A 21,854-nucleotide genomic window follows, 5' to 3' on the forward strand; every position below is an offset into this window, starting at 1 on the left:
TCAGTTTCCGGCCGAGGGCTGGAACAGGTTGTCGACCAGGGCCGGCGCATCCGCCTGCGGCACATGGCACTGGTTGCAGAAATACCGGGTGCCCGCGATCTGATCGAGCTCGTTGCCTTCGCGATCCAGATAGTGGGTCATCGACAGGGTCGGCGCGTTGCGCTCACCGGCCTTGGTCCAGTCGTGGCAGGACAGGCACTGATTGGTGCGGATGTCGATCTGGTACTGGTCGATCTTGTGCGGAATCAGCGGCGGCTGCTGGCGATAGTTGCGCTGCATGCGCCCTTCGATGTTGCGGTGCACATCATCTAGGATGGCCGGATCATCGATATCCACGCCTCGCAACGTGGTCACGGACGCGGATTGCGCAAAGGCAAGCCCGGTCACAAGAAGAACAGGGATCAGGGCTATTGCGCCTGTCGCTATTGATTTTTTCATCTTGGCACTCCCTTAAGCAGGTCTGGCGGCGCGCGGTTCTGGCGCGGCGGCTGGATCGGGTGGCGCGACGACGGCGTCATCGAACCGGTGGGTAAGTTTGAAGACATCGACCGAGCACACATCGATGCAACGGCCGCATGTTGTGCAATCGGGCGACAGGATCAGCGGGCTGGATCCCGGCTTGCCCTTCAGTGCGGGCGAGATCACCTGGTTTTCCGGACAAACCGCATAGCAATCCATGCAGTCGTCACAGGCGGCGCGATTGGTCGCGCTGACCCGCAGCAGGCTTTTGGCGCCGATCAAGCCGTAGAAGGCCCCGACCGGGCAGATATGGCCGCACCATCCGTGCCGGGCCACGAACAGGTCAAAGACAAAGATCGCTACGACCATCGCCCAGACAAAACCCATGCCAAAGACCAGCCCGCGGTGCAGCATCGTGATCGGATTCACCAGTTCCCACGCAATCACGCCGGTCAGGGCGGACACGATCAGAACGGTCGCCAATATCCACAATCGGGTGCTGCGTTTGGGCTGCCAGCCTTTGGACAGGTCCAGCCGACGGTGCAGCCAATGCGCGGCATCCGTGACCGGGTTGATCGGGCACACCCACGAGCAATAGACCCGCCCTCCGATCAGCGCATAGGCCACCAGAACGATCAGCCCGCCGATCAGCGCGGTCATTTCCGGCCAGTGGCCGGCCACCAGCCCCTGCAGCAGGATGAACGGATCGGTCAGCGGCAGCACGTCCAGCGTCAACGATCCGGCCAGCGTGCCCTTGACCATCCAGATGCCGAACCACGGTCCCAACAGGAACAGCGCCAGAAAGAACACCTGACTGAACCGCCGCAGCAGCAGGAACCGATGGGCGCCGACCCATCCCTTGACCTCGCGGGCCTCGTGCCCGACGGGCATATGTGTCCGCGCCGTCATTGGCCTGCCCCCGGAAGGTTGTAGCCCGGTTCGTACCCGCCCGGCGCAGCAAGGTTGTCCGCGCCCGGTCCGGGCAGCCGATCGGGCAGGTCGATGATGCCTTCGACCAGCGGCCCGCCCTTTTCGGCCTTTTCTTCCCATCCCTTGCGGTAATGCTCGGCCGAACTGCCGCGCGCCAGCCGTGCGGGCAAAACCTTGATCGCCGCCTCGGGCAGAACGCAGCTTTTCTCGCAGACGCCACAGCCGGTGCAGCGGTCGGCATGAACCGTCGGCGCAAAGATCGCGTGGTGGCCGGACCGGTCATTGTGCGACAGTTCCAGCGTGATCGCCTCGTCGATGACGGGGCAGACGCGATAGCACACGTCGCAGCGCAGACCGAGGAAGTTCAGGCAGTTCTCCTGATCAACCAGAACCGCCACACCCATCTTGGCGTCGTCAATGTCCTGCAACCCCTTGTCCAGCGCTCCGGTCGGGCAGGCTGCAACACAGGGGATGTCTTCACACATCTCGCAGGGCACGTCGCGGGCGATGAAATACGGCGTACCGGTCGCCACCGCATCGACGCCCAGCTCGGCCAGCTTCAGCGTGTCATAGGGGCAATCACGGACGCAGAGTCCGCAGCGGATGCAGGCCCCCAGAAAGCCATCTTCGGGCAATGCCCCCGGCGGGCGCAAGGCCTCGGCTGGCAGGGCGCGGGCGTCACGGGCCAGATAGGCCAGCACCGACCCGGCGACCAGACAGCCACCCGCCGCGCGCGCCGAGTCCTGCAGGAACCGGCGCCGTTGCGGCGAAAGAAGTTTGCCGACCAGAGACATCACACGCGACCTTCGCGACCCCTGCCCTTACGCCCGCTCGACCTTGCAGGCGCATTTCTTGAAGTCCGTCTCCTTGGACAGCGGACAGGTCGCATCCAGCGTCAGCTTGTTGGTCAGCTGGCCTTCGTCGAACCACGGCATGAACACGAGGCCACGCGGCACCTTGTTGCGACCACGGGTCTCGACACGGCTGATCACCTCGCCGCGGCGGGTGGACAGCACGATCTCCTGCCCGCGGCGCACGCCGCGTTCCTTTGCGTCCTCGGGGTGCATGAACACAACGGCGGCGGGGAAGGCGCGGTGCAGCTCGGGCACGCGGCGGGTCATCGACCCGGAATGCCAGTGCTCCAGCACCCGGCCGGTGCACAGCCAGAGATCAAACTCTTCGTCCGGCTCCTCTGCTGCCGGCTCGTAAGGCGCAAAGATGATCTTGGCCTTCCCGTCCTTGTGGCCATAGAATTTGACCTCTGAGCCTTCGGGCACATACGGGTCATAGCCTTCGCGGAAGCGATAGAGCGTTTCTTTCCCGTCCACGACCGGCCAGCGCAGCCCGCGCGCCTGATGGTAGGTTTCGAAGGGTGCAAGGTCATGCGCCTTGCCGCGGCCAAAGCTGGCATATTCCTCGAACAGGCCCTTTTGAACGTAGAAACCGAAATGCTCGGATTCGTCGTTGTGGAACCCTTCGGCGGTTTCCGACAGCGGATACTGGTCGATCTTGCCGTTGGCATACAGTACGTCGAACAGGGTCTTGCCGCGATGCTCGGGCATCTTGGCCAGCAACTCTTCGTCCCAAACCTCCTCGACGGTGAAGCGTTTCGAGAACTCCATCAGCTGCCACAGGTCCGACTTGGCCTCGCCCGGGGCCTTTACCTGCTGGCGCCAGAACTGGGTGCGGCGTTCGGCGTTGCCATAGGCCCCTTCTTTCTCGACCCACATGGCGGTCGGCAGGATCAGGTCGGCCGCAACGGCAGTCACCGTTGGGTACGGATCCGATACGACGATGAAGTTTTCGGGGTTGCGATAGCCGGGATAGCCTTCTTCGTTGATATTGGGGGCGGCCTGCATGTTGTTGTTGCACTGCACCCAATAGACGTTCAGGTCACCATCCTTCAGCTTGCGGTTCTGCAGAACCGCGTGGAAGCCCGGCTTGGGCGGAATGGTGCCTTCGGGAATGTTCCACTTGGTCTCGGTGATCTTGCGGTGTTCATCATTGGTCACCACCATGTCGGCGGGCAGGCGGTGGGCAAAAGTGCCAACCTCGCGCGCGGTGCCACAGGCCGAAGGCTGACCGGTCAGCGAGAACGGTGAGTTGCCGGGCTCGGAGATTTTGCCCACCAGCAAGTGCACGTTGTACATCAACGAGTTCACCCAGGACCCGCGGGTGTGCTGGTTGAAGCCCATGGTCCACAGGCTCATGACCTTGCGGTTCGGGTCGGCATATTCCTTGGCCAGCTGCTCAAGCTGGTTCGCCGGTACGCCCGACAGCTCAGACACGTACTCCAGCGTGTAATCGGCGACCGAAGCGGCGTATTCCTCGAACGAGATCGGCTCCAGCTTGCCCGAGTCCGGGTTCGCAGCGGCCTGTTGCAGCGGGTTGGTCTCGCGCAGGCCATAGCCGATGTCGGTGGCGGTCTTGGTGATGTTGACGTGGTTCTTGACGAACTCCTCGTTCACCGCACCGGTCTGGATGATGTGGTTCGCGATGTAGTTCAGGATCGCCAGGTCGGTCTGCGGCTTGAAGATGATCCCATTGTCGGCCAGCTCGAACGAGCGGTGCTCGAAGGTCGACAGCACATGTACCTGCGCGCCCGCTTTGGTCAGGCGCGTATCGGTCAGGCGCGACCACAGGATCGGGTGCATCTCGGCCATGTTCGAGCCCCACAGCACGAACGTGTCCGCATGTTCGAGGTCGTCATAGCAGCCCATCGGCTCGTCGATGCCGAAGGTGCGCATGAAGCCCACCACGGCCGAGGCCATGCAGTGCCGCGCGTTCGGGTCAATGTTGTTCGTGCGGAACCCGGCCTTCATCAACTTGGCCGCGGCATAGCCCTCCCACACGGTCCACTGTCCGGATCCGAACATGCCCACGCTGGTCGGGCCTTTCTTGGCCAGCGCCTCTTTCCACTTCTCGGCCATCACGTCGAAGGCTTCGTCCCAGCTGACGGGTTCGAAGTCACCATTCTTGTCATAGACGCCGTTCGATTTGCGCAGCAGCGGGGTGGTCAGACGGTCCTTGCCGTACATGATCTTCGAAAGGAAATAGCCCTTGATGCAGTTCAGCCCCCGGTTCACCGGAGCGTCCGGATCGCCTTGCGTGGCAACCACGCGGTCGTCCTTGGTGCCCACAAGAACCGAGCAGCCCGTGCCGCAGAACCGGCAAGGTGCCTTGTCCCAGCGGATGTCGGCATTGGCGACTTGGGCGGCAGCTTGGCCCGTCGCCAGCGGGATACCGGCCGCGGACGCGGTCGCGGCGGCGGCGGTTGCTTTCAGAAACGTACGGCGAGATTCGGAAATGGTCATGACAAGGGCCTCCGGCTGGAATCTTGGCTGGGAGTTTCAGGACGCGGACGGGTCTCCGCGAGATCTTCGAAATGGTGATAGGTCAGGGTCAGCGAGACGACCCCGGGGATCTGGTGCAGGTCCATGATGATCTCGGACGCCAACCGTGTCGGCGTGTCCTCGACAACGACAACGAACCGGCTGTCGTCGGATTCGGCATGGACCTCGACCCCGTCAAACGCAGTCATCGCCGACCGTGCTGCCGAGGTCTGGTCCGGCGCGACATGCACGAGGCATCCACAGATATTCATTCACGCACCTCCACTGTGGCGGGCTGGTATCTCTCAAGGGAAACGGCACCGGTCGGGCATGCGGCCGAACAGGCTCCGCAACCGACACATGATGCCAGGTCCAGGTTCACTTCGGCACGGCCTCCGGTTTTCAGGCGGAATCGGATGGCCCCTTGATCGCAGCTGTCCTGGCACACCCGGCAACTGACACCATTTGCCGAAAGGCAGGTGTCGGACACTTTCGCGCGCCACGGCCACTCGGCGAACCGGTCCAGGCTCAATGCGTCGGTCTTGCACGCGTCGGCGCAGTCTCCGCAAAAGGTGCAGCCACCCTGCTGCGGCTGAAACACCGGCAAGCCCGCGTCGTCCATAGCCAGAACTTCCTCGGGACAAACCGAGACACAGTCGCCGCATCGAGTGCAGAGATCGTGGAAGTTTTCGCGCGCCGCTCCTGGCGGCCGCTTCACGCTGTCGTCTTCGCGAGGCAGGCGTCCCGTCAGGAACGCGCGCCTGCTGGCTACTGCAGACATGTGCCGCCCACCTGTTCTAGAAACATTTGTGGTACTCCGTTCATGCTGCGTGGATAGCGGATACGAGTCAACTCTGACTTGATCTTGATCAGATTTGTTCATGGATTGAGCAAACGAATCCTTCCTGAAACACAACTCTGGAAAGGCGCGACACAAAGCTGATCCGAAAACCCGGAAACGGCGGATTGCGCAGTCATAATCGAATATTACTATAAAAAATGCAGACTCGACCCGGTGGTCTGTACTAGGCTGCCTGCGGGTGGATACTTCTGAGGGCACCAATGTCTGGCGACCTACGGGAATGGCTGAGCGCCCTTGGGTTGTCCGATTACACCCAAGCGTTCGCGGAAAACAAAATCGACTTTGCAATTCTTCCGGAACTTACGGGCGAGGATTTGCGCGAGATCGGAGTGACCGCCGTCGGCGACCGTCGCCGGTTGCTGCGCGCGATATCCGAGCTGGACGTCCCGGACAACGTCGGCGCATTTGAACCCGAGGTCGAACTGGAGCCGGCAAAACGGCAGGTCACGGTTCTGTTCGCGGACCTGACCGGCTTTACCAAATTGTCCAGCGAACACGACGCCGAAGACATGCACGCGCTGCTGAATGCGTTCTTTGGCAAGGTCGACCGCGCCGTCGAGAAATTTGGAGGCCGGATCGACAAGCATATCGGAGACGCTGTCATGGCGGTGTTCGGGGCGCCGATCTCGCACACCAACGACACCGAACGGGCGGCCCGGGCTGCGTTGGAGATTCACGCCGCGCTGCCCACACTTGACCCGCCCCTGTCCTGCCATATCGGCATCGCCTCAGGGCAGGTCATCGCCAGCACCACCGGAAGCGAGGCCCATACCGAATACACCGTGACCGGGGACGGCGTGAATCTTGCGTCCCGCCTGACCGACATATCTGCGCCGGGTCAAACGTTGGTGTCGGATGATATTCAGCGCGCGCTTGGCCCTCTGTTCGTGGGCGAGGCGATCGGCACCAAAGCGATTAAAGGCCTGAATAAGGATGTCGAAATCTGGCGTCTGGACCGCCTGGCCCGGAACATCCGCACGCGGCGCCACAAATTCATCGGGCGGGAACGCGAGATGTCGTTGTTCTCGGCGACATTCGACCGTTGCCAGCGCCATGGAAAGGGTGAGGTTCACATCATTCTTGGCGAACCGGGTATCGGCAAGACCCACTTTTCGGAACAGGTGGCCGAGCTGGCCGCAAACCGCTCCTATTCGATCCACGGGGGCGTGGTGATGGATTTCGGCACACGCGAGGGACATTCGGCCATCCAGTCCATCGCCCGCAGCCTTCTGGGGCTCGACGCGACCGACGACTCCGATGCCAGCACCGCGGCCGCTCGTGACGCGATCAGCCGGGGGTGGATCAACCCTGCCAGTTCAGCCCATCTGAGCGCTTTGCTCGAACTTGAACAGGATCCAGGGCTGGCCGAAGTCTATGCCGTGATGGACAACGCCGCACGCATGCGGGGTCGGCGACAGGTCATCGACGAACTGCTGCAGGCCCGCAGCCGAGAGGCCCCCCTTCTGCTCCAGGTCGAGGACATACATTGGGCGCCACCGGACATTCTGACCATGTGTTCGTACATGGCTGCTGCGACGCGGGACCTGCCTTGCGTTCTGATGATGACCAGCCGGGTCGAAGGCGACCCGATCGATCGGGAATGGCAGATGGGAACGGATGGTGCACTGGTGTCCAAGCTTGAGCTGTCGCCGATGGGCGACGAACAGGCGCGGAAACTGGTGGAGGAATTCACCGCCATCGACCCCGAGCTGTTGGAAACCTGCGTGCAACGCGCCGGAGGCAATCCGCTGTTTCTCGAGCAACTGCTGCGCAATATCGACGGCCTGACCCGCGACACCGTCCCCGGCAGCATCCAAGGCATCGTGCAATCCCGTCTGGACGGGTTGGATCGTCGAAGCAGAACGGCGATTCAGGCAGCATCGGTTCTGGGGCAGCGGTTCTCGCCCGAAGTTCTGAACTACCTGCTGAGTGAAGGCCATCTGGACACGTCCGACCTGATCCGCTCGGCCCTGATCCGCGAGGCCGGGGCAGATCTGATGTTTGCGCATGCTCTGATCCGCGACGGATCCTATGCTACGCTGGTCAAGTCCGAGCGCGCCCGACTGCACCGGAAGGCAGCAAGCTGGTACGAAGGCAAGGACGCCACCTTGCGCGCCCAACACCTGGACCGTGCCGACGCCTCCAACGCAGCCGAAGCTTATCTGGAGGCCGCCGAAAACCTGATTCATGCCTTCCAGTTTGACGAGGCCAGCCCGCTGATCGAACGCGCGCTCGAGCTTTCGGCGCCGCCGGGTATCCGGTTTGACCTGATGTGTGCCCGCGCGGAAACCCATCGACTTCAGGGCCTGTCGGACGAGGCCCTGAGCGAATTCAACGAAGCCGCTGCCTTGGCCGAGACTGACGCGCAGAGTTGCCGCGTTCATATCGGTCTGGCACAAGCCGCACGCCAGGCCAGCCTGTACCAGGATGCGCTGCACAGCCTCGACATCGCCGAGGCCGCCGCTGACCGCAATGGATCGGAACGGGATCTGGCCCAGATCAGCTATGTTCGCGGAAACATCTATTTCCCGCTGGGACGGGTCGCGGATGCTCTGCAAAGCAACGAAAAAGCGCTGACGCTGGCCCGCAAACTGGAATCCGTCCGGCTGGAGGTCGGCGCCCTCAGCGGCTTTGGCGATGCGAATTTCATGAACGCCGCAATGCGTACCGCCGCAGGGTTCTACACTCAGGCCGTCGAAAGAGCGCGGGACAAAGGACTGGTCCGGGACTTGGCCGCCAACCTTCACAATCTCAGTGTTGCCCGCAGTTACTCGGGTGACGTGGAGCAAGGTCGGGCCGATGCGCAGGAAGCCATCGAAATCTCGCAGAAATACTTTGCCTTCGTGCCGGAATGTGTCGCGCAGACCTGCCTGGGCGTCGCGTGCACCTTTCAGGATGACTTGGACGGTGCGCTGCAGGCCTTCATCCAATCCGCCGATATCGCCCAGCGCGTCGGTGCCAAGCGACTCGAGGCTCAGGCGCTGGAACACTTGGCGCGGGCGCAGGTTTATGCCGGGCAAAGGCACGAGGCTGAACAGGTGGGGCGGCGCGCCGTGGAAATCGCGTTGGAACATGGCCGCAACTTTGTCGGCCCCAAAGCGCTGTCGGCATTGGCCTTGGCTCTGGACGATCCGGATGCCCAGGATGATCTGTTGGATCAGGGCGTCCGGATACTGGGCGAAGGCTGCGTTGGGCATAGCCACCTGCATTTCTACGCAGATGCCTGCGCCGTGATGTTGGCCCGCCAGAATTGGGACCGCGCGATCCGCTTTGCCGACGCCTTGTCCGAGTTCACCGCCTCGGAGCCGCTGCCGATGGCCGATCTGTCCATCCGTCACACCCGTCTTCTTGCTGCGACCGGGCAACAGGGCCTCGCCCTGTCTGACCACGCCGAGTTTCCGGAACTTCGATCACAGTTCGACGATCTGGGCGTGGTGCGGTCGCTGATGGGGCATCTGGATTTTCCGGTGGCCAGGATGGCCGGTCAACCGACGGCATGAACCGCATGACGATGGAACAACAGGAAGAAACAGGGCGCGGAATGACGGTCGAGAAAAAGGTCTGGGGCCTGTCAGGCCTCGTGTCGCTGATACTGACGGCCGTATTGTTCTACCTGTGGGCATCGCTGAACCATTTCGAGCAGGACCCGACCCAATTGCCGGATCAAGCCTCGGTCGATACCTATCTGGAGTCGCTGGAGAACGCGCCGGATTATCGGGTCAGGACGGGAATATTCCTCAAATCCTTCAGCTTCGTCGACGCAAGCGATGTCCACGTCACTGGCTATGTCTGGCAACACTATAAAACCGGCGTCCATGACGCGATCAAGCCCGAACCCGGTCAGGCCGGGTTCCTTCTGCCCGAGTCCGTGGATGTAGGGAGCGGCCTTATCGAAGAAGCCTACCGGATGCCAGAACCCGGTGGCGAAGTGATCGGCTGGTACTTTGAGCAGACCCTGCGCCAGTCCTTCGACTACACCAGCTATCCTTTCGACCACAAAACCGTCTGGGTGCGGTTCTGGCCGGGCCGGTTTGACGTGAACGTCGTCTTGGTTCCCGACTTCGACGCTTATCCCGCGACTGGGCCAAAGGACATTTTCGGGATCGACAACCGCATCGTCATGGGCACTTGGGAGCGCGAAAACACCTATTTTGACTACAAGCTGTCCGATTTGGACACGACGCTGGGCATCAACCAGAACGAGTTTCAGACCAGACTGCCCGAACTGCACTACAACTTTGTCATCAAACGCAACTTTGCGAACGCCTTCGTGGTGCATATGATCCCATTGATCGTAGTCACGATGCTTCTGTTCGGCGCCGTAATGACGGTGACGCGGAAGCCGAACCTGGTCGAACGGCACGATTTCAGCACCTCAAGCGTGATCGGAACCTGCTCGGTCCTGTTCTTCGTGATCCTGCTGGCCCATGTGCAATTGCGCGAGGGTTTTGCCGGGTCACCGGTAATCTACATGGAGTCCTTCTTTTTCCTGATGTACTTCATGCTGCTTGTTGTCTCGGTGAACACCTATCTGTTCGTCTCCGAGTCCGCACCGTCGCTGCGCTTGATCCACTATCGTGACAACCTGATTCCAAAGGCCGCGTTCTGGCCATTTGTCCTGAGCTGCATGATCGCGATCACCGCCTACAACCTCAGCCTCAAGTCACCTCCGTCAACGGATGCCCCCGAGGCCATCACGCATCAGGACGGCTAGCGGCCGCCTCATACCCGGGCTTGAGCGTCCCGGTGGCCATGTCGATCGAGTATTCGTCGACCAACTCGGACGCACCGCTTTCCAGTTCGGCAAGGTATTTTTCCGGATTGGCGATGACGTAGACATAGGCCGGTTTTTTCACGCCATCCATCAGGACATTGATCCGCTTGCGGACATAGACATTGTCAGCCGCGCCCGGTCCGTGAAAGCCCTCGAGCTTGTCGAGTTCCTTCAACCCGTCCGAGGTGACCCGGTAGACCTCGCCCTTGATTGGACGGCCAGTGCCCTTGCGATCCACCAGTGTGGCCATGCGGTGCAGATAGGCACAGTTCGGGTTGTCGCAAAACGGCTCTTTCGGAACGATCAGGGGCATAGGCTGCCGAGTGACCGCCTGTCCAACGAAATCATCCAGAACGTCCGCATGAGCGTCGTGGTTGGGAAATCCTTTTTTGAGCGATCCGTAGGTGAAATACAGATAGGTCTTTTCGCGATCATCGATCAGGTCATCTTCGTCTTCCACCTCTTCTGGTTCTGACAGTGCGTGCGTGTTGGCCCATTCATCCAGCATCGCGCGGATCTCGTCCGACACCCTGATGCCCCTGGACCGCACCGGATCCTGCAGGAAGTGGATCAGAGGGCTTGCATCTATGCTCTCCGCCGCCAGCAGGGTTTCGACCATCTCGGCCGAGTTGTTCATCGCGGCGACATGCAGGCTGGTAAATCCGTGATCATTGACCGCGTTCACGTTGATACCTCTTGCGATGAGGGCTTTGGCAGCCTCAATGTCCGGTTTTCCCAGATCTTGCCCGTCCTCGGTCAGCTCGCCCTCGCCCCCGGCCGCATAGTGCAGCAGCGTGTCGCCATTATGGTCATCGACAATGTCGATACCGGCGACCCCATCATCTATGGCCTGAAACACGGGCTCCCATTGGGCGAAGTCATCCGAGGCCGCAGCATCCTGCGCCCATTTGCAGATATTGTGTTCGTGGTTTTCCAGCTCTTCGAAGGCTTCTTCCAACACCTCCATGATCTGGTCGGGTGTGGCCATCATGCCGATGCCCATCATTCCGTTCGAAAGGCGCCCTTTGCGGGGACCCACAAGATCAATCCCCAGATCGCGCAGCTTTTCGACATTGTTCTGGGTGGTGACGTTGTTCCACATGTTGGTGTTGCAAGCCGGACAGAGGATCGCCGGCTTGTTGCGGTACTGCCAGGCCACAAAAACCGAAGTCAGCAGGTTGTCGGCAATGCCGTTGGCGATCTTGCCCATCGTGTTGCAGGTGACCGGCGCGACAATCACGCAATCGGCCCAGTCGCATAGCGCAAGATGCGACGCGCGCAAGGGCATCCCGAACTCGGTATAGCGAAAGTTCCACTCGTCATCGTCGCGGTAGTAGTCATTGTGGGTGATGTAGTCGTCGACTGTCTTGGTTTTCTTCCCGGTCTTTTTTGCCTTGCGGGCCTCGCTGGCCTTGTCGGTCCCGATATCGCGAAAGAACTTTTCGGCCGAAACCGAAGGGATCAGTTTCACGTTGTGACCAGCCTCGGTGATCCGGGCGACCAACTGAGGCACCTTGTCCGCAGCCGACGAGCCGCAGGCGCACAGCAGAACGTTCCGGCGACCGTTTGGCGGGGCTGTCAACCCGCCCTTGGGATACCCGAAGATGTTTTTGTCGAGGCTCGGCGACTCGTGGCGCAGCAAGACAGGCAGACCGGCTTTCTTCATGTCTTCCTGCAGGCCGCCATCCAGGATCATGTCAACGATATCGCTGCGCTTGCCCAGGCATTTCCCATGGAAGAAGAGATAAGGCACCTTTTCCTTGCCGCTTTCCGCCACCAGTTGCCGGCGCATTTTCATGGCGTTGGCCCCGTGTCCGGCGACATCGACCAACTTCAGACCGGTCGCGCCGATATTGGCCAGAATGTTCTTCAGCATGTTCGACCACGGGTCCTCATCCTCGTAGAACAGAACCAGCGGGTTTTCCCGGACGATCCGAGCCACGTCGCTGGGGTCTTCCGGGGGCTGGGTCTCCTCGATCACCAGCATGGCCGGGCTTTTCAGGTCGCGTAGCCCGCGAAAGATTTGCCCGCGCGGCGCCTGCCAGACCTGCGAAGTCGCAGGGCTCATATCTACGACGGTGACAAGGTCGGCCTTCTCGTCATAGGCCACGCACAGGCACCAGAACTCTTCCAGCAGCGCCGTCTCGCGGAACACGTTTTCGGGCGGCCGGATCACCTCGAACCCCAACACGCGGTTGAAGTCGATATTGATCATAAGGTGGCGCCCCTCATGTTCGTTCAGACTGCGCAGCTGATCCCGGAACCAGTCTTGCGGCGACCTTTTGTCCTTGCCGGGTCGTTCCGCATAGCTGCGGAAAGTGCTGCCGATATGCACCTCGGAGGTGCCGGCCAGATACCGCTGGGCCATCTCGCTCATCTTCTTGGCGGTCGAAACGCGGCTCAGCGCCTCGGTGTACGAGGTCTGGGTCGCGATCAGCAGCTTGTCTTCGGTGACCTGGACATCGCCCAAAATCTGCAGGCTTTCGGCCAGAACGCCCAGGCTGTTCATGTTCGGGCTGGCCCGCCGGAACAGGTTGCGGCGCTTCTTGGGATCGCGGGCCAGATACCTGGTGCTGTCCACATAGTTGCAGTCCTGCCGGAAGGTCTGCAGCGTGGTCTTGACCGCTTCCCGCGCGGAGAACCGCAGCAGCCCGCGCGCGCGCATCGAAGTGCCGTCGCGGTCGGACATGGCCGCGTACAGGCGGTCGATCGTGGTGACCCACAGCTTGCCGTATTTTTCGGGATGCACATCCATCATGTGCACCAACCCGGTGCTGGGGTTGCACTTGGCGATCACCGCGAAATGGCCGCCGGGCATGGTGGGCTTGCCATGCGCGACCCCAACCTGAAAATTCGCCACCAGAATATCGTTGTCTCCGCCCAGTCGATTGGATTCGTCAATCGCCTCAAGCAGCAGCGGCACCGAGGTCGTGGCCTCGTCCATGAAGTAGGCCTGGACCTGCACAAGGTCGCGCAGACCCTGCGAATGGATATAGGTGCACGCCACGTCGAACAGTTCACCCAGCGAGATGCCGTCATTGACGACAAAGCTGGTGGGCAGTTCGCAGACGCGGAAGATGTCGTTCACCTCGCAGCTGAAGCCCAGTGCCGACATGCTCAGCGCGGCCGCGGTCACGCTGCAGCAGTTGATCGGCTGCTGGAAATTCTGAAGATGCACGCTGACCAGATCGCCGAACAGCGTGGCGTAGCATTCGCGTCGAATTTCCGCGGGAATATCCAGCCACTCGTTACTGGCCAGAAAGGCCAGCCGAGTGCCGGGCAAGGCCACGGCCTGCAGGCTGACCGGTATGTCGCGGATCTCCAGATGCTCTTCGTAGAAATAGTCCCCGGTATCGGCGGTCGCCAGATCAACGTCGTTCTGGCGCAGCTTCACGATGCCGTCCAGAACCACATACATCCCGCGCGGAGGCAGAACCGTGTCCTCAAGAACTTCGAACAGATCGAAATGCTGCCTGAGCCGCTCGGCGCTCTGCCGCACCTTTTCGCCGGGCAGGACGGCGAATATCTTCTCCCAATCGGCAGATGTGGCTTCAATCGGTTTTGAATTGGAAATCGTCTGTGTGGACACGGCCAGTTCCTCCCCCAAAAAGTCAGTGGCGCAATGGTTTCGTATTTCGTGGTCACTTTCCTGAAATCAGCATTTGTACTTTGTAGTCTCCCCCGCCGGACAAACGGCAGACCGCCCGACGCGTGGCGCCATTCAATGCTGGCTCCACCCCTCAATTTGCGCAGGCAATACGAGCGATACCTGCATTCTTAGTACAGATTGGCAGAAAAATCACTGGGATTGTGGGGTTTACCCAGCTTCGCAATCTGATGCACCGCTGGGGCAGAGCGGCCTTGATTGATCGGGTGATAGACGCCAACGTGCAAGCAACCCGCCAGACCCGCGGCCGGTTCAAAGCAACGGAGCCCCCAATGTCAAAACATGGATATGAATCCGGCCGCCTGAATCTGCCGTTCGTCGGCATCGCCACATTCGGCAAGAAGCCATATGTGCAGGACTGGGACCAGATCGATGCCGATGTCGCCATCCTGGGCGCCCCGTTCGACTTCGGCTGCCAATACCGGTCCGGAGCCCGGTTCGGCCCGCGTGCGGTGCGCGAGGCATCCACTCTGTTCAGCTTTGGTCATGCAGGTGCTTATGATCACGAGGACGATGCCACCTATTTGGGCGAAGAGGTGCGCATCGTCGATCTGGGGGATGCCGACATCATCCACACCAAAACCGAAGCCAGCCACGCGAATATCGAATACGGGGTGCGCAAGATCCTTCAGGCCGGCGCTCTGCCCGTGACGATCGGTGGTGACCATTCCATCAACATTCCCTGCATCAACGCCTTTGATCAGGACTGCGCCCGAAACGGTCCCATTCACGTGGTCCAGATCGACGCACATCTGGATTTCGTGGACGAGCGTCATGGCGTTACGGCGGGCCATGGAAACCCGATGCGGCGGGCGATCGAGAAGGACTATGTCTCGGGTATGACCCAGCTGGGCATCCGAAACGTCTCATCGACGGCGAAAGAAGGTTACGAGGATGCACGCGCGCGCGGCTCCGACATCTTGTCGGTACGGCAGGTCCGCAAGCTGGGGACCGAAGGAGTGTTGGACCGCATCCCCTCGGGCGTCCGATACTACGTGACCATCGACATTGACGCGTTTTGCCCATCCATTGCACCGGGCACCGGAACACCAAGCCACGGCGGTTTTTTGTACTACGACGTTCTGGAAATCCTGCAGGGCCTTGCCCGGAAAGGGCAGGTCGCTGGCATCGACCTTGTCGAAGTTGCCCCGGCCTATGACCCGACCGAAAGCACGCAGATCCTTGCCGCGCAGCTGTTGCTGAACTTCATCGGCTTCATCTTTCACCACAAGGAATGAAAGAAACCCCGGTCACATAAACTCGGAGAGATCAACCAACGGGGTCTCTCGTGTAACCGCGACGGCGTGACTACCACCCGGTGACTGAACCCGCACGTCCACACGTTCAGCCTGCGAAAACCGGTCGAAGTAATCAAATCTCATTTCACCAAGCGCCTGAAGGTTGCTGCACCTGATCGTGTATTCGGCCTGAAATTCGGGCCGGTGATCGTCAGGCCCCAAGGCCGAACCGGCTTCGCCGCCGACCAGCGCCACGTTCGCCGTGGCCGTGGCACAACCCGCCTCGGCCGTGACCGCGAACAGGGTCATGGGCTGTGACAGGTCCGAAATGGCGACCGCGACCTTCGCCTTTTCCTCTGCGCTCGAAGCGGGAAGTTCAAAGCCAACGATTTCTGACGCAGGAACAGACAGGGACAGCGTGTACCCCGAATCCAAAAAGGCGATCTTCAGTGCTGCGGGTTTTGGCGCCACTTCCTGCTGCGCGTCCAACGCAAGGGGAAACACGCAAAGGGCAAACGCCAAGGATCTCATCACGCAACCACCACCAACTCAAGAATCACACCATCATTGTATCTTCGCGCCATCCGCAGGCAACGGCGCGCAACGCCGTCTGACCCCGCCGGAAATGGCTAGACAGATCCAGAGAACCCATCCAGCCAAACCGTATTTGGCCAAAACAGCGGCGTGTTTCAAAATTAATTCCCGACTTAAAGACTCGGGTTGACATAACTTACAATTTCACTCAGTAAATATTCATCTCTGCACCCGCACTGGGTGCTCTTGCCCATTCATTTCGACAGGAAGGCCTGAACTTGATGACCCGCGTATTTTCGACGACCAGCCTGGCAGCCTTGCTGATGGCAACGGCTGCAGCCGCCGGCGACGCCCCCGCCAAGGTCGACATTCTGGACACCTATGCTGACATTGCCGAAGCAAAATATGACGACAGCCTGCGTGCTGCCCGCAACTTGCAGGCCGCCGTTGCCGCGCTGGTTGACCAGCCTTCTGCTGAAAACCTGACCGCCGCACGCCAGGCCTGGGTTGCCGCGCGCGTTCCGTATCAACAGACCGAGGTCTATCGCTTCGGCAATCCCATCGTCGACGAATGGGAAGGCAAGGTGAACGCGTGGCCTCTGGACGAGGGTCTGATCGACTATGTGGATGCGGCCTATGGCGGCGCGACGGACGAAAACGAGCTTGCGGTTCTGAACGTGATTGCCTCGCCTAGCTTTGAGCTGTCTGGCCAGCCGGTCGACGCCACCGAGATCACGCCCGAGCTGCTGTCTGAGACCCTGCACGAGGCCGACGGGATCGAGGCCAATGTGGCAACGGGTTATCACGCCATCGAGTTCCTGCTGTGGGGCCAGGATCTGAACGGTCACGGCGAGGGCACCGGCAACCGTCCGTGGACCGACTATGCGCAGGACGAGTCCTGCACCGGCGGCAACTGCGATCGCCGGGCCCAGTATCTGGTGGCGGCGACCGACCTGCTGGTCTCGGATCTGGAGTGGATGGCCGCGCAATGGCAGGACGACGGTGCCGCGCGGGCGGCCCTGACCGACGACGCCGACTCGGGCATCAGTGCAATTCTGACGGGCATCGGATCCCTGTCCTATGGCGAACAGGCCGGTGAGCGCATGCGCCTTGGACTGATGCTGAACGACCCGGAAGAAGAGCATGACTGTTTCTCGGACAACACGCACAACAGCCACTACTATGACGGGTTGGGGATTCAGAACGTCTATCTGGGTCGGTATGTCCGGATTGACGGCACTCCGGTTTCGGGTCCGTCCCTGTCGGATTTGGTTGCGGCCTCGGACCCGGCTTTGGACACCGAGATGAAGACAAAGCTGGCCAACACAATGTACGCGCTAGGCCAGATCAAAACCGCAGCCGAGGCCGGATTAGCCTACGATCAGATGCTCGAGCGCGGGAACGTCGGTGGCGAAACGCTGATCATGGGCGGTGTCGAAGGTCTGATCGATCAGACCAAGACGATCGAACGTATCGTGTCCGTGCTGGGCTTGGGCAATGTCGCATTCGAAGGGTCCGACAGCCTCGACAACCCCGACGCCGTTTTCCACTGATGAACCAAAGCAGCCGGGCGCAGCGACCGCTTGCGCCCGACCCTGCGACAAGCTGTGTCTGGACCCGAAGCAAATACCCTACTATTTGACTAGGAATTACGAAAGGCCGAGTCGCCATGATCGTCTGCCACTGCACCAACATCACGGATCACGACATCCGCGCGGCAATCGACTGGATGCGCGCGGCAGATCCTCAAACCATCATCACGCCGGGCAAGATTTACCATGCTTTGGGAAAATCGGCGGATTGTGGCGGGTGTATGCCGCTGTTTCTGGACACGATGCGCGCAACCGATAACCTCGAAGTACCCATGCAACTCCGCGCCCTGCGCGTGGATGATACACAGGAGAGTGCAGATGAAGGGCGACCCCAAAGTCATCGAATACTTAAACAAATCCCTGCGGCATGAATTGACCGCAGTCAGCCAGTACTGGCTGCATTACCGCCTGCAGGAGGACTGGGGCCTGGGCCACATGGCCAAGAAAAGCCGCGAAGAAAGCATCGAAGAGATGCAGCACGCGGACAAGCTGATCGAGCGGATCATCTTCCTCGGCGGCCACCCCAACCTGCAAAAGCTCGACCCGCTGCGCATCGGCCAGACGCCCAAGGAAACCCTGGAATGCGACCTGGCGGCCGAGATCGACGCCCGGGCCCTGTACAAGGAAGCGCGCGAATACTGCCAACAGGCCGGCGACTTCGTGTCGATGGCGCTGTTCGAACAACTGATGGCCGATGAAGAAGGCCATATCGATTTCCTCGAAACCCAGCTCGATCTGTACGAAAGACTCGGCGAAGCAAATTATGCGCAACTCAATGCATCGAAAATGGACGAGGCCGAATAAGACGGGCCTCTTCGTGGTGGCCGTTTTTGCGGCCACCCCCTCCCTGTCTCAGGATCTGCGGGACAGTCATTTGAACCCCCTCCCCCGAACCGACGCTGAACGGGCACGGATCGCCACAGTCACCGCAGCGCCGTCGGATTTCACGCAGCCCCAGCGCTATGAGGACCTGCCGGCAGGCGCCGCGACGGTGCGCGCCCGGACCGATGCGGATGCGTTCTCGCAACCCTCGGCCAACCTGAGCTTTGAGCAGGAGCTGGATTTCAAGGTCGGCAACGGGCTGTTCAAGAAGGTCTGGGTGTCGTCTCCGTCCTCGACTCTGGCCTCGGATGGGCTAGGGCCGCTGTTCAACGCCCGGTCGTGCCAACGCTGTCACATCAAGGACGGGCGTGGCCACACCCCGGCCGGACCCGAAGACAACGCCATTTCGATGTTCCTGCGCGTTTCCATCCCCGGAACGCCCGCGGACGCGCCGGAAGAGATCGCGGGGTATCTCGCCACCCTGCCCGAACCCACCTATGGCGGCCAGATGCAGGATTTCGCCCTGCCCGGCCACCAGGCCGAATACCGGCTGGACATCACCTACGAGGAAATCCCGGTGGAACTGTCCGACGGCGAAGCCGTGTCGCTGCGCAAGCCCACCTACAGAGCGGCCGATCTGGGCTATGGGCCGTTGCACCCGGACGCGATGCTCAGCCCACGCGTGGCGCCGCAGATGATCGGTCTGGGCCTGCTCGAGGCGATCCCGGCCGAGGACATCCTGGCCAAGGCCGACCCCGACGACGCCGATGGGGACGGGATCTCGGGGCGGCCCAACATCGTGTGGTCGACGGAATTCGGCGAACCCATGCTGGGCCGGTTCGGGCTGAAGGCGGGCATGCCGACGATCATGGAGCAGTCGGCCGCGGCCTTCGCCGGCGATATCGGCATTTCCAGCCCGCTCTACCCCGCGCCATTTGGCGACTGCACCCCGGCCCAGGCCGATTGCCAGACCGCCCCGCATGGTGACGGCGACGAACGCGGCTTCGAGATCGACCAGCAGGGCATGGATCTGGTGGCCTTCTACAGCCGCAACCTGGGCGTTCCCGCCCGCCGCGATGTGGATGACCCGCAAGTTCTGCGCGGGAAAGAGGTTTTCCACACCATTGGCTGCGCGTCCTGTCACACGCCTGCTTTCGTCACCCACCGTCTGCCCGACCGGCCCGAGCACAGTTTCCAGCTGATCTGGCCCTACACGGACCTGCTGCTGCACGACATGGGCGAGGGACTGGCCGACAACCGCCCCGAGGCCCGCGCCACGGGCCGCGAATGGCGTACCGCGCCACTGTGGGGCATCGGCCTGACCGAACGGGTCTCGGGGCATACCCAGTTCCTGCATGATGGCCGGGCGCGCTCGCTTCTCGAAGCGGTCCTGTGGCACGGCGGCGAGGCCCAGGCCGCGCGCGATGCAGTCGTTTCCATGCCAAAACCGGATCGGGACGCCCTGATCGAATTTCTTGAAAGCCTTTGACCGATGCGCCTGATTGCCGTGATCCTTTCCGCATTGATGCCGCTCTGCGCGGTGGCACAAAGCCGCGATGCGATCCTGACCGACGTGACCCAAGCCCATATCCTGCCGCGTTTCGATCACCTTGTCGAAGCGACGGCTGCGCTGGATGCTACCGCACGAGCCGACTGCGCGCCGGGGTCCGCCGATCTGCGCGCGGCCTATCACGCCGCCTTCGACGCCTGGATATCCGCCAGCCACCTGCGGTTCGGCCCGACCGAGGTCGGAGACCGTGCCTTTGCCCTGGCCTTTTGGCCCGACAGCAAAGGGTTCACGCCCAAGGCGCTGTCGGCGATGATCGCGGCCGAAGACCCGGCCATTGCCGACCCCGATGCCTTTGCAGAAACCTCGATCGCCGGGCGCGGTTTCCTCGCGCTCGAGAGGATGCTGTACGACCCCGCCTTTGCCGATCAGGGCGATGCGGCCTATCGCTGCGGGTTGATCCGCGCCATCGCCGCCGACATCCATCGCACCGCCCGGGCCATCGACCGGGACTGGTACGGCCATGCCCGCATCATGACCCAACCCGGGCCGGACAGCCCCTATCGGTCCTCCGACGAAGCCCTGCAGGAGCTCTACAAGGCCCTGACCACCGGGCTCGAGTTTACGGCCGATACGCGCCTGGGCCGCCCGATGGGCAGTTTCGACCGCCCCCGCCCCAACCGGGCCGAGGCCCGCCGGTCGCTGCGGTCGCTGCGGCATGTGGAATTGTCGCTGACAGCGCTGCGCGACCTGGCGGCGCGGCTGGCGGCCGATCACCCACAGATTGCCGCCGCGCTGGACGACGCCTTTGCCCGCAGCATCGCCCGGGCGCAGGCGCTGGACGATCCCGCACTGGCCGGCGTGGCCGAGCCCCAGGGGCGGCTGCGGATCGAGGCGCTGCAGCAGTCGATCAACGACATCCGCAGCTTGGCCGCCGCGCAGTTGGGTCCGACCCTGGGCATAAGCGCCGGGTTCAATTCATTGGACGGAGACTGACCGATGACCAACCGCCGAGGGTTCCTGGCCGGTTTGGCAGCGGCCACTCTTGCCCCCCTGCCGGGCTGGGCTGAGGTCGGTTCGCCCGATTTCCTGTCGGCTGCGCTGTTCGACGATGGGTCGTACCGCCTGGTCGGGCTGACCGGTTCAGGAGAGTTTCGGTTCTCGGTCCCCCTGCCCGGCCGCGGGCATGCCGCCGCCGCCCATCCTCATCTGGCGCGGGCCGTTGCATTCGCGCGCCGTCCGGGGCGGTTTGCGCTGGTGATCGATTGCGCGACCGGGGACCAGCTGGCCCGGCTCGACGCGCCGGACGGGCGTCATTTTTATGGCCACGGCGCGTTTTCGCCCGACGGCCGCCGGTTGTTCACCACCGAAAACGACTATGAGGCCGGCACCGGGGTCATCGGCGTCTGGGACGCGGCCAACAGCTATGCCCGGCTGGGCGAGTTTTCTTCGGCGGGGGTCGGCCCCCATGACGTGGTGTTGATGCCCGACGGCAAATCGCTGGCCATCGCCAACGGCGGCATCGAAACCCATCCGGACACAGGACGCACCAAGCTGAACCTGCCGACCATGCGCCCGAACCTGACCTATGTCAGCCTCGACGGATCGGTTCTGGAACAGGTCGAGCTGCCCGCGGCGCTGCACAAAAACTCGATCCGGCACCTGGCCGTTCGCTTGGATGGCCTGCTGGCCTTTGCGATGCAGTGGCAGGGCAACCTGTCCCACAAGCCGGCCCTGCTGGGGCTGCATCGGCGGGGTGGCCGTTACCACCTTCTGTCCGCGACGGATGACATTCAGGCGACGCTGGCCGGCTATGCAGGCAGTGTCGCCTTTTCCGCCGAGGGGCGGCAGATCGCCATCACCTGCCCACGCGGCAACGCGCTGCACGTCTTTGATGCCGAGGCAGCTCGTTTTGACCGCGCCTATTCGCTCAGCGACGTGTGCGGGTTGGGCCCCGGGCCATCCGGCTTTGTCTTTACCACGGGGCATGGCGATGTGGGGCATCTGACCAGGCCAAACCCGGCGATATCGCCCCATCCGGGGATCCGATGGGACAACCATCTGATACCCATTCGCCCTGCGTTCTGAATTGGGCTAACCTCCGATACAGAATACACTTGGAAGAATCGAACGGCTG

General features: G+C 61.8%; 17 protein-coding genes. 9 read left to right on the forward strand and 8 right to left on the reverse strand.

The window, feature by feature from the left end:
* Genes ACR0LD_RS10425 through napF form a run of 6 tightly spaced genes read right to left on the reverse strand, consistent with a single transcriptional unit; the run spans position 1 to position 5,502 of the window.
* Positions 1-438 carry a nitrate reductase cytochrome c-type subunit gene (locus ACR0LD_RS10425; protein ID WP_170339556.1) on the reverse strand — a complete coding sequence of 146 codons (438 nt, stop codon included), beginning with the start codon at positions 436-438 and terminating at the stop codon, positions 1-3.
* Between the two features lie 12 nt (positions 439-450).
* Positions 451-1,368 carry a quinol dehydrogenase ferredoxin subunit NapH gene (gene napH / locus ACR0LD_RS10430; protein ID WP_480636806.1) on the reverse strand — a complete coding sequence of 306 codons (918 nt, stop codon included), beginning with the start codon at positions 1,366-1,368 and terminating at the stop codon, positions 451-453.
* On the reverse strand, positions 1,365-2,183 hold the full coding sequence (gene napG, locus ACR0LD_RS10435) for a ferredoxin-type protein NapG (RefSeq protein ID WP_480636808.1): 819 nt from the start codon (positions 2,181-2,183) through the stop codon (positions 1,365-1,367). The genes napH and napG overlap by 4 nt, the downstream gene beginning before the upstream one ends.
* A 27-nt stretch (positions 2,184-2,210) precedes the next feature.
* Complete coding sequence (gene napA, locus ACR0LD_RS10440; RefSeq protein ID WP_480636810.1) at positions 2,211-4,703, reverse strand: nitrate reductase catalytic subunit NapA; 2,493 nt, start codon at positions 4,701-4,703, stop codon at positions 2,211-2,213.
* Positions 4,700-4,993 carry a chaperone NapD gene (locus ACR0LD_RS10445; protein WP_170365080.1) on the reverse strand — a complete coding sequence of 98 codons (294 nt, stop codon included), beginning with the start codon at positions 4,991-4,993 and terminating at the stop codon, positions 4,700-4,702. Before ACR0LD_RS10445 ends, napA begins: the two co-directional genes overlap by 4 nt.
* The gene (gene napF, locus ACR0LD_RS10450; RefSeq protein WP_170434145.1) at positions 4,990-5,502 is read right to left on the reverse strand and encodes a ferredoxin-type protein NapF; all 513 of its coding nucleotides are present in this window, start codon (positions 5,500-5,502) and stop codon (positions 4,990-4,992) included. Before napF ends, ACR0LD_RS10445 begins: the two co-directional genes overlap by 4 nt.
* A 281-nt stretch (positions 5,503-5,783) precedes the next feature.
* Here napF and ACR0LD_RS10455 point away from each other — a divergent pair, with 281 nt between their 5' ends.
* Together ACR0LD_RS10455 and ACR0LD_RS10460 are read left to right on the forward strand one after the other, a co-directional pair.
* Positions 5,784-9,083 carry an adenylate/guanylate cyclase domain-containing protein gene (locus ACR0LD_RS10455; protein WP_480636813.1) on the forward strand — a complete coding sequence of 1,100 codons (3,300 nt, stop codon included), beginning with the start codon at positions 5,784-5,786 and terminating at the stop codon, positions 9,081-9,083.
* A 5-nt stretch (positions 9,084-9,088) separates the two neighbouring features.
* Positions 9,089-10,297: a hypothetical protein gene (locus ACR0LD_RS10460; protein ID WP_480636815.1), complete on the forward strand. Its 1,209-nt coding sequence runs from the start codon at positions 9,089-9,091 to the stop codon at positions 10,295-10,297.
* Here ACR0LD_RS10460 and ACR0LD_RS10465 read toward each other — a convergent pair.
* The gene (locus ACR0LD_RS10465) at positions 10,278-13,946 is read right to left on the reverse strand and encodes a flavoprotein (RefSeq protein WP_480636817.1); all 3,669 of its coding nucleotides are present in this window, start codon (positions 13,944-13,946) and stop codon (positions 10,278-10,280) included. The two genes, ACR0LD_RS10460 and ACR0LD_RS10465, sit on opposite strands and share 20 nt — an antisense overlap.
* 350 nt (positions 13,947-14,296) lie before the next feature.
* On the opposite strand from ACR0LD_RS10465, the gene speB reads away from it, so the two are divergent.
* Positions 14,297-15,262: an agmatinase gene (speB, locus tag ACR0LD_RS10470; protein ID WP_480636818.1), complete on the forward strand. Its 966-nt coding sequence runs from the start codon at positions 14,297-14,299 to the stop codon at positions 15,260-15,262.
* A gap of 12 nt (positions 15,263-15,274) precedes the next feature.
* On the opposite strand, the gene ACR0LD_RS10475 is transcribed toward speB, so the two are convergent.
* Positions 15,275-15,793, reverse strand: a complete 519-nt coding sequence (locus ACR0LD_RS10475; RefSeq protein ID WP_480636820.1) for a ZrgA family zinc uptake protein — start codon at positions 15,791-15,793, stop codon at positions 15,275-15,277.
* Between the two features lie 284 nt (positions 15,794-16,077).
* On the opposite strand from ACR0LD_RS10475, the gene ACR0LD_RS10480 reads away from it, so the two are divergent.
* The 6 genes from ACR0LD_RS10480 (at position 16,078) to ACR0LD_RS10505 (ending at position 21,805) form a co-directional block, all read left to right on the forward strand.
* A complete protein-coding gene (locus ACR0LD_RS10480) occupies positions 16,078-17,349 on the forward strand; it encodes an imelysin family protein (RefSeq protein WP_480636822.1) in 1,272 nt (423 codons plus the stop codon).
* A 116-nt stretch (positions 17,350-17,465) separates the two neighbouring features.
* Complete coding sequence (locus ACR0LD_RS10485; RefSeq protein WP_170599022.1) at positions 17,466-17,759, forward strand: (2Fe-2S)-binding protein; 294 nt, start codon at positions 17,466-17,468, stop codon at positions 17,757-17,759.
* Positions 17,707-18,192 (forward strand): bacterioferritin, encoded by a 486-nt coding sequence (gene bfr / locus ACR0LD_RS10490; protein WP_149776400.1) that lies wholly within the window; start codon positions 17,707-17,709, stop codon positions 18,190-18,192. The genes ACR0LD_RS10485 and bfr overlap by 53 nt, the downstream gene beginning before the upstream one ends.
* A complete protein-coding gene (locus tag ACR0LD_RS10495; RefSeq protein WP_480636824.1) occupies positions 18,164-19,699 on the forward strand; it encodes a di-heme oxidoreductase family protein in 1,536 nt (511 codons plus the stop codon). Before bfr ends, ACR0LD_RS10495 begins: the two co-directional genes overlap by 29 nt.
* Positions 19,700-19,702: 3 nt before the next feature.
* Positions 19,703-20,713, forward strand: a complete 1,011-nt coding sequence (locus ACR0LD_RS10500) for an imelysin family protein (protein WP_480636826.1) — start codon at positions 19,703-19,705, stop codon at positions 20,711-20,713.
* A gap of 3 nt (positions 20,714-20,716) precedes the next feature.
* Positions 20,717-21,805, forward strand: coding sequence for a DUF1513 domain-containing protein (locus ACR0LD_RS10505; RefSeq protein ID WP_480636828.1), 1,089 nt, complete (start codon positions 20,717-20,719; stop codon positions 21,803-21,805).
* Positions 21,806-21,854: the final 49 nt, after the last annotated feature.

Source organism: Ruegeria sp. BF8 (assembly GCF_056538625.1).

Coding starts and splice junctions, on each gene's coding strand:
- ACR0LD_RS10500 (WP_480636826.1), top strand. CDS start 19,703: ATGCGCCTGATTGCCGTGATCCTTTCCGCATTGATGCCGCTCTGCGCG.
- ACR0LD_RS10425 (WP_170339556.1), bottom strand. CDS start 438: ATGAAAAAATCAATAGCGACAGGCGCAATAGCCCTGATCCCTGTTCTT.
- ACR0LD_RS10485 (WP_170599022.1), top strand. CDS start 17,466: ATGATCGTCTGCCACTGCACCAACATCACGGATCACGACATCCGCGCG.
- napH (WP_480636806.1), bottom strand. CDS start 1,368: ATGACGGCGCGGACACATATGCCCGTCGGGCACGAGGCCCGCGAGGTC.
- ACR0LD_RS10475 (WP_480636820.1), bottom strand. CDS start 15,793: ATGAGATCCTTGGCGTTTGCCCTTTGCGTGTTTCCCCTTGCGTTGGAC.
- napG (WP_480636808.1), bottom strand. CDS start 2,183: ATGTCTCTGGTCGGCAAACTTCTTTCGCCGCAACGGCGCCGGTTCCTG.
- ACR0LD_RS10460 (WP_480636815.1), top strand. CDS start 9,089: ATGACGATGGAACAACAGGAAGAAACAGGGCGCGGAATGACGGTCGAG.
- speB (WP_480636818.1), top strand. CDS start 14,297: ATGTCAAAACATGGATATGAATCCGGCCGCCTGAATCTGCCGTTCGTC.
- ACR0LD_RS10480 (WP_480636822.1), top strand. CDS start 16,078: ATGACCCGCGTATTTTCGACGACCAGCCTGGCAGCCTTGCTGATGGCA.
- ACR0LD_RS10505 (WP_480636828.1), top strand. CDS start 20,717: ATGACCAACCGCCGAGGGTTCCTGGCCGGTTTGGCAGCGGCCACTCTT.
- ACR0LD_RS10445 (WP_170365080.1), bottom strand. CDS start 4,993: ATGAATATCTGTGGATGCCTCGTGCATGTCGCGCCGGACCAGACCTCG.
- ACR0LD_RS10455 (WP_480636813.1), top strand. CDS start 5,784: ATGTCTGGCGACCTACGGGAATGGCTGAGCGCCCTTGGGTTGTCCGAT.
- napF (WP_170434145.1), bottom strand. CDS start 5,502: ATGTCTGCAGTAGCCAGCAGGCGCGCGTTCCTGACGGGACGCCTGCCT.
- bfr (WP_149776400.1), top strand. CDS start 17,707: ATGAAGGGCGACCCCAAAGTCATCGAATACTTAAACAAATCCCTGCGG.
- napA (WP_480636810.1), bottom strand. CDS start 4,703: ATGACCATTTCCGAATCTCGCCGTACGTTTCTGAAAGCAACCGCCGCC.
- ACR0LD_RS10495 (WP_480636824.1), top strand. CDS start 18,164: ATGCATCGAAAATGGACGAGGCCGAATAAGACGGGCCTCTTCGTGGTG.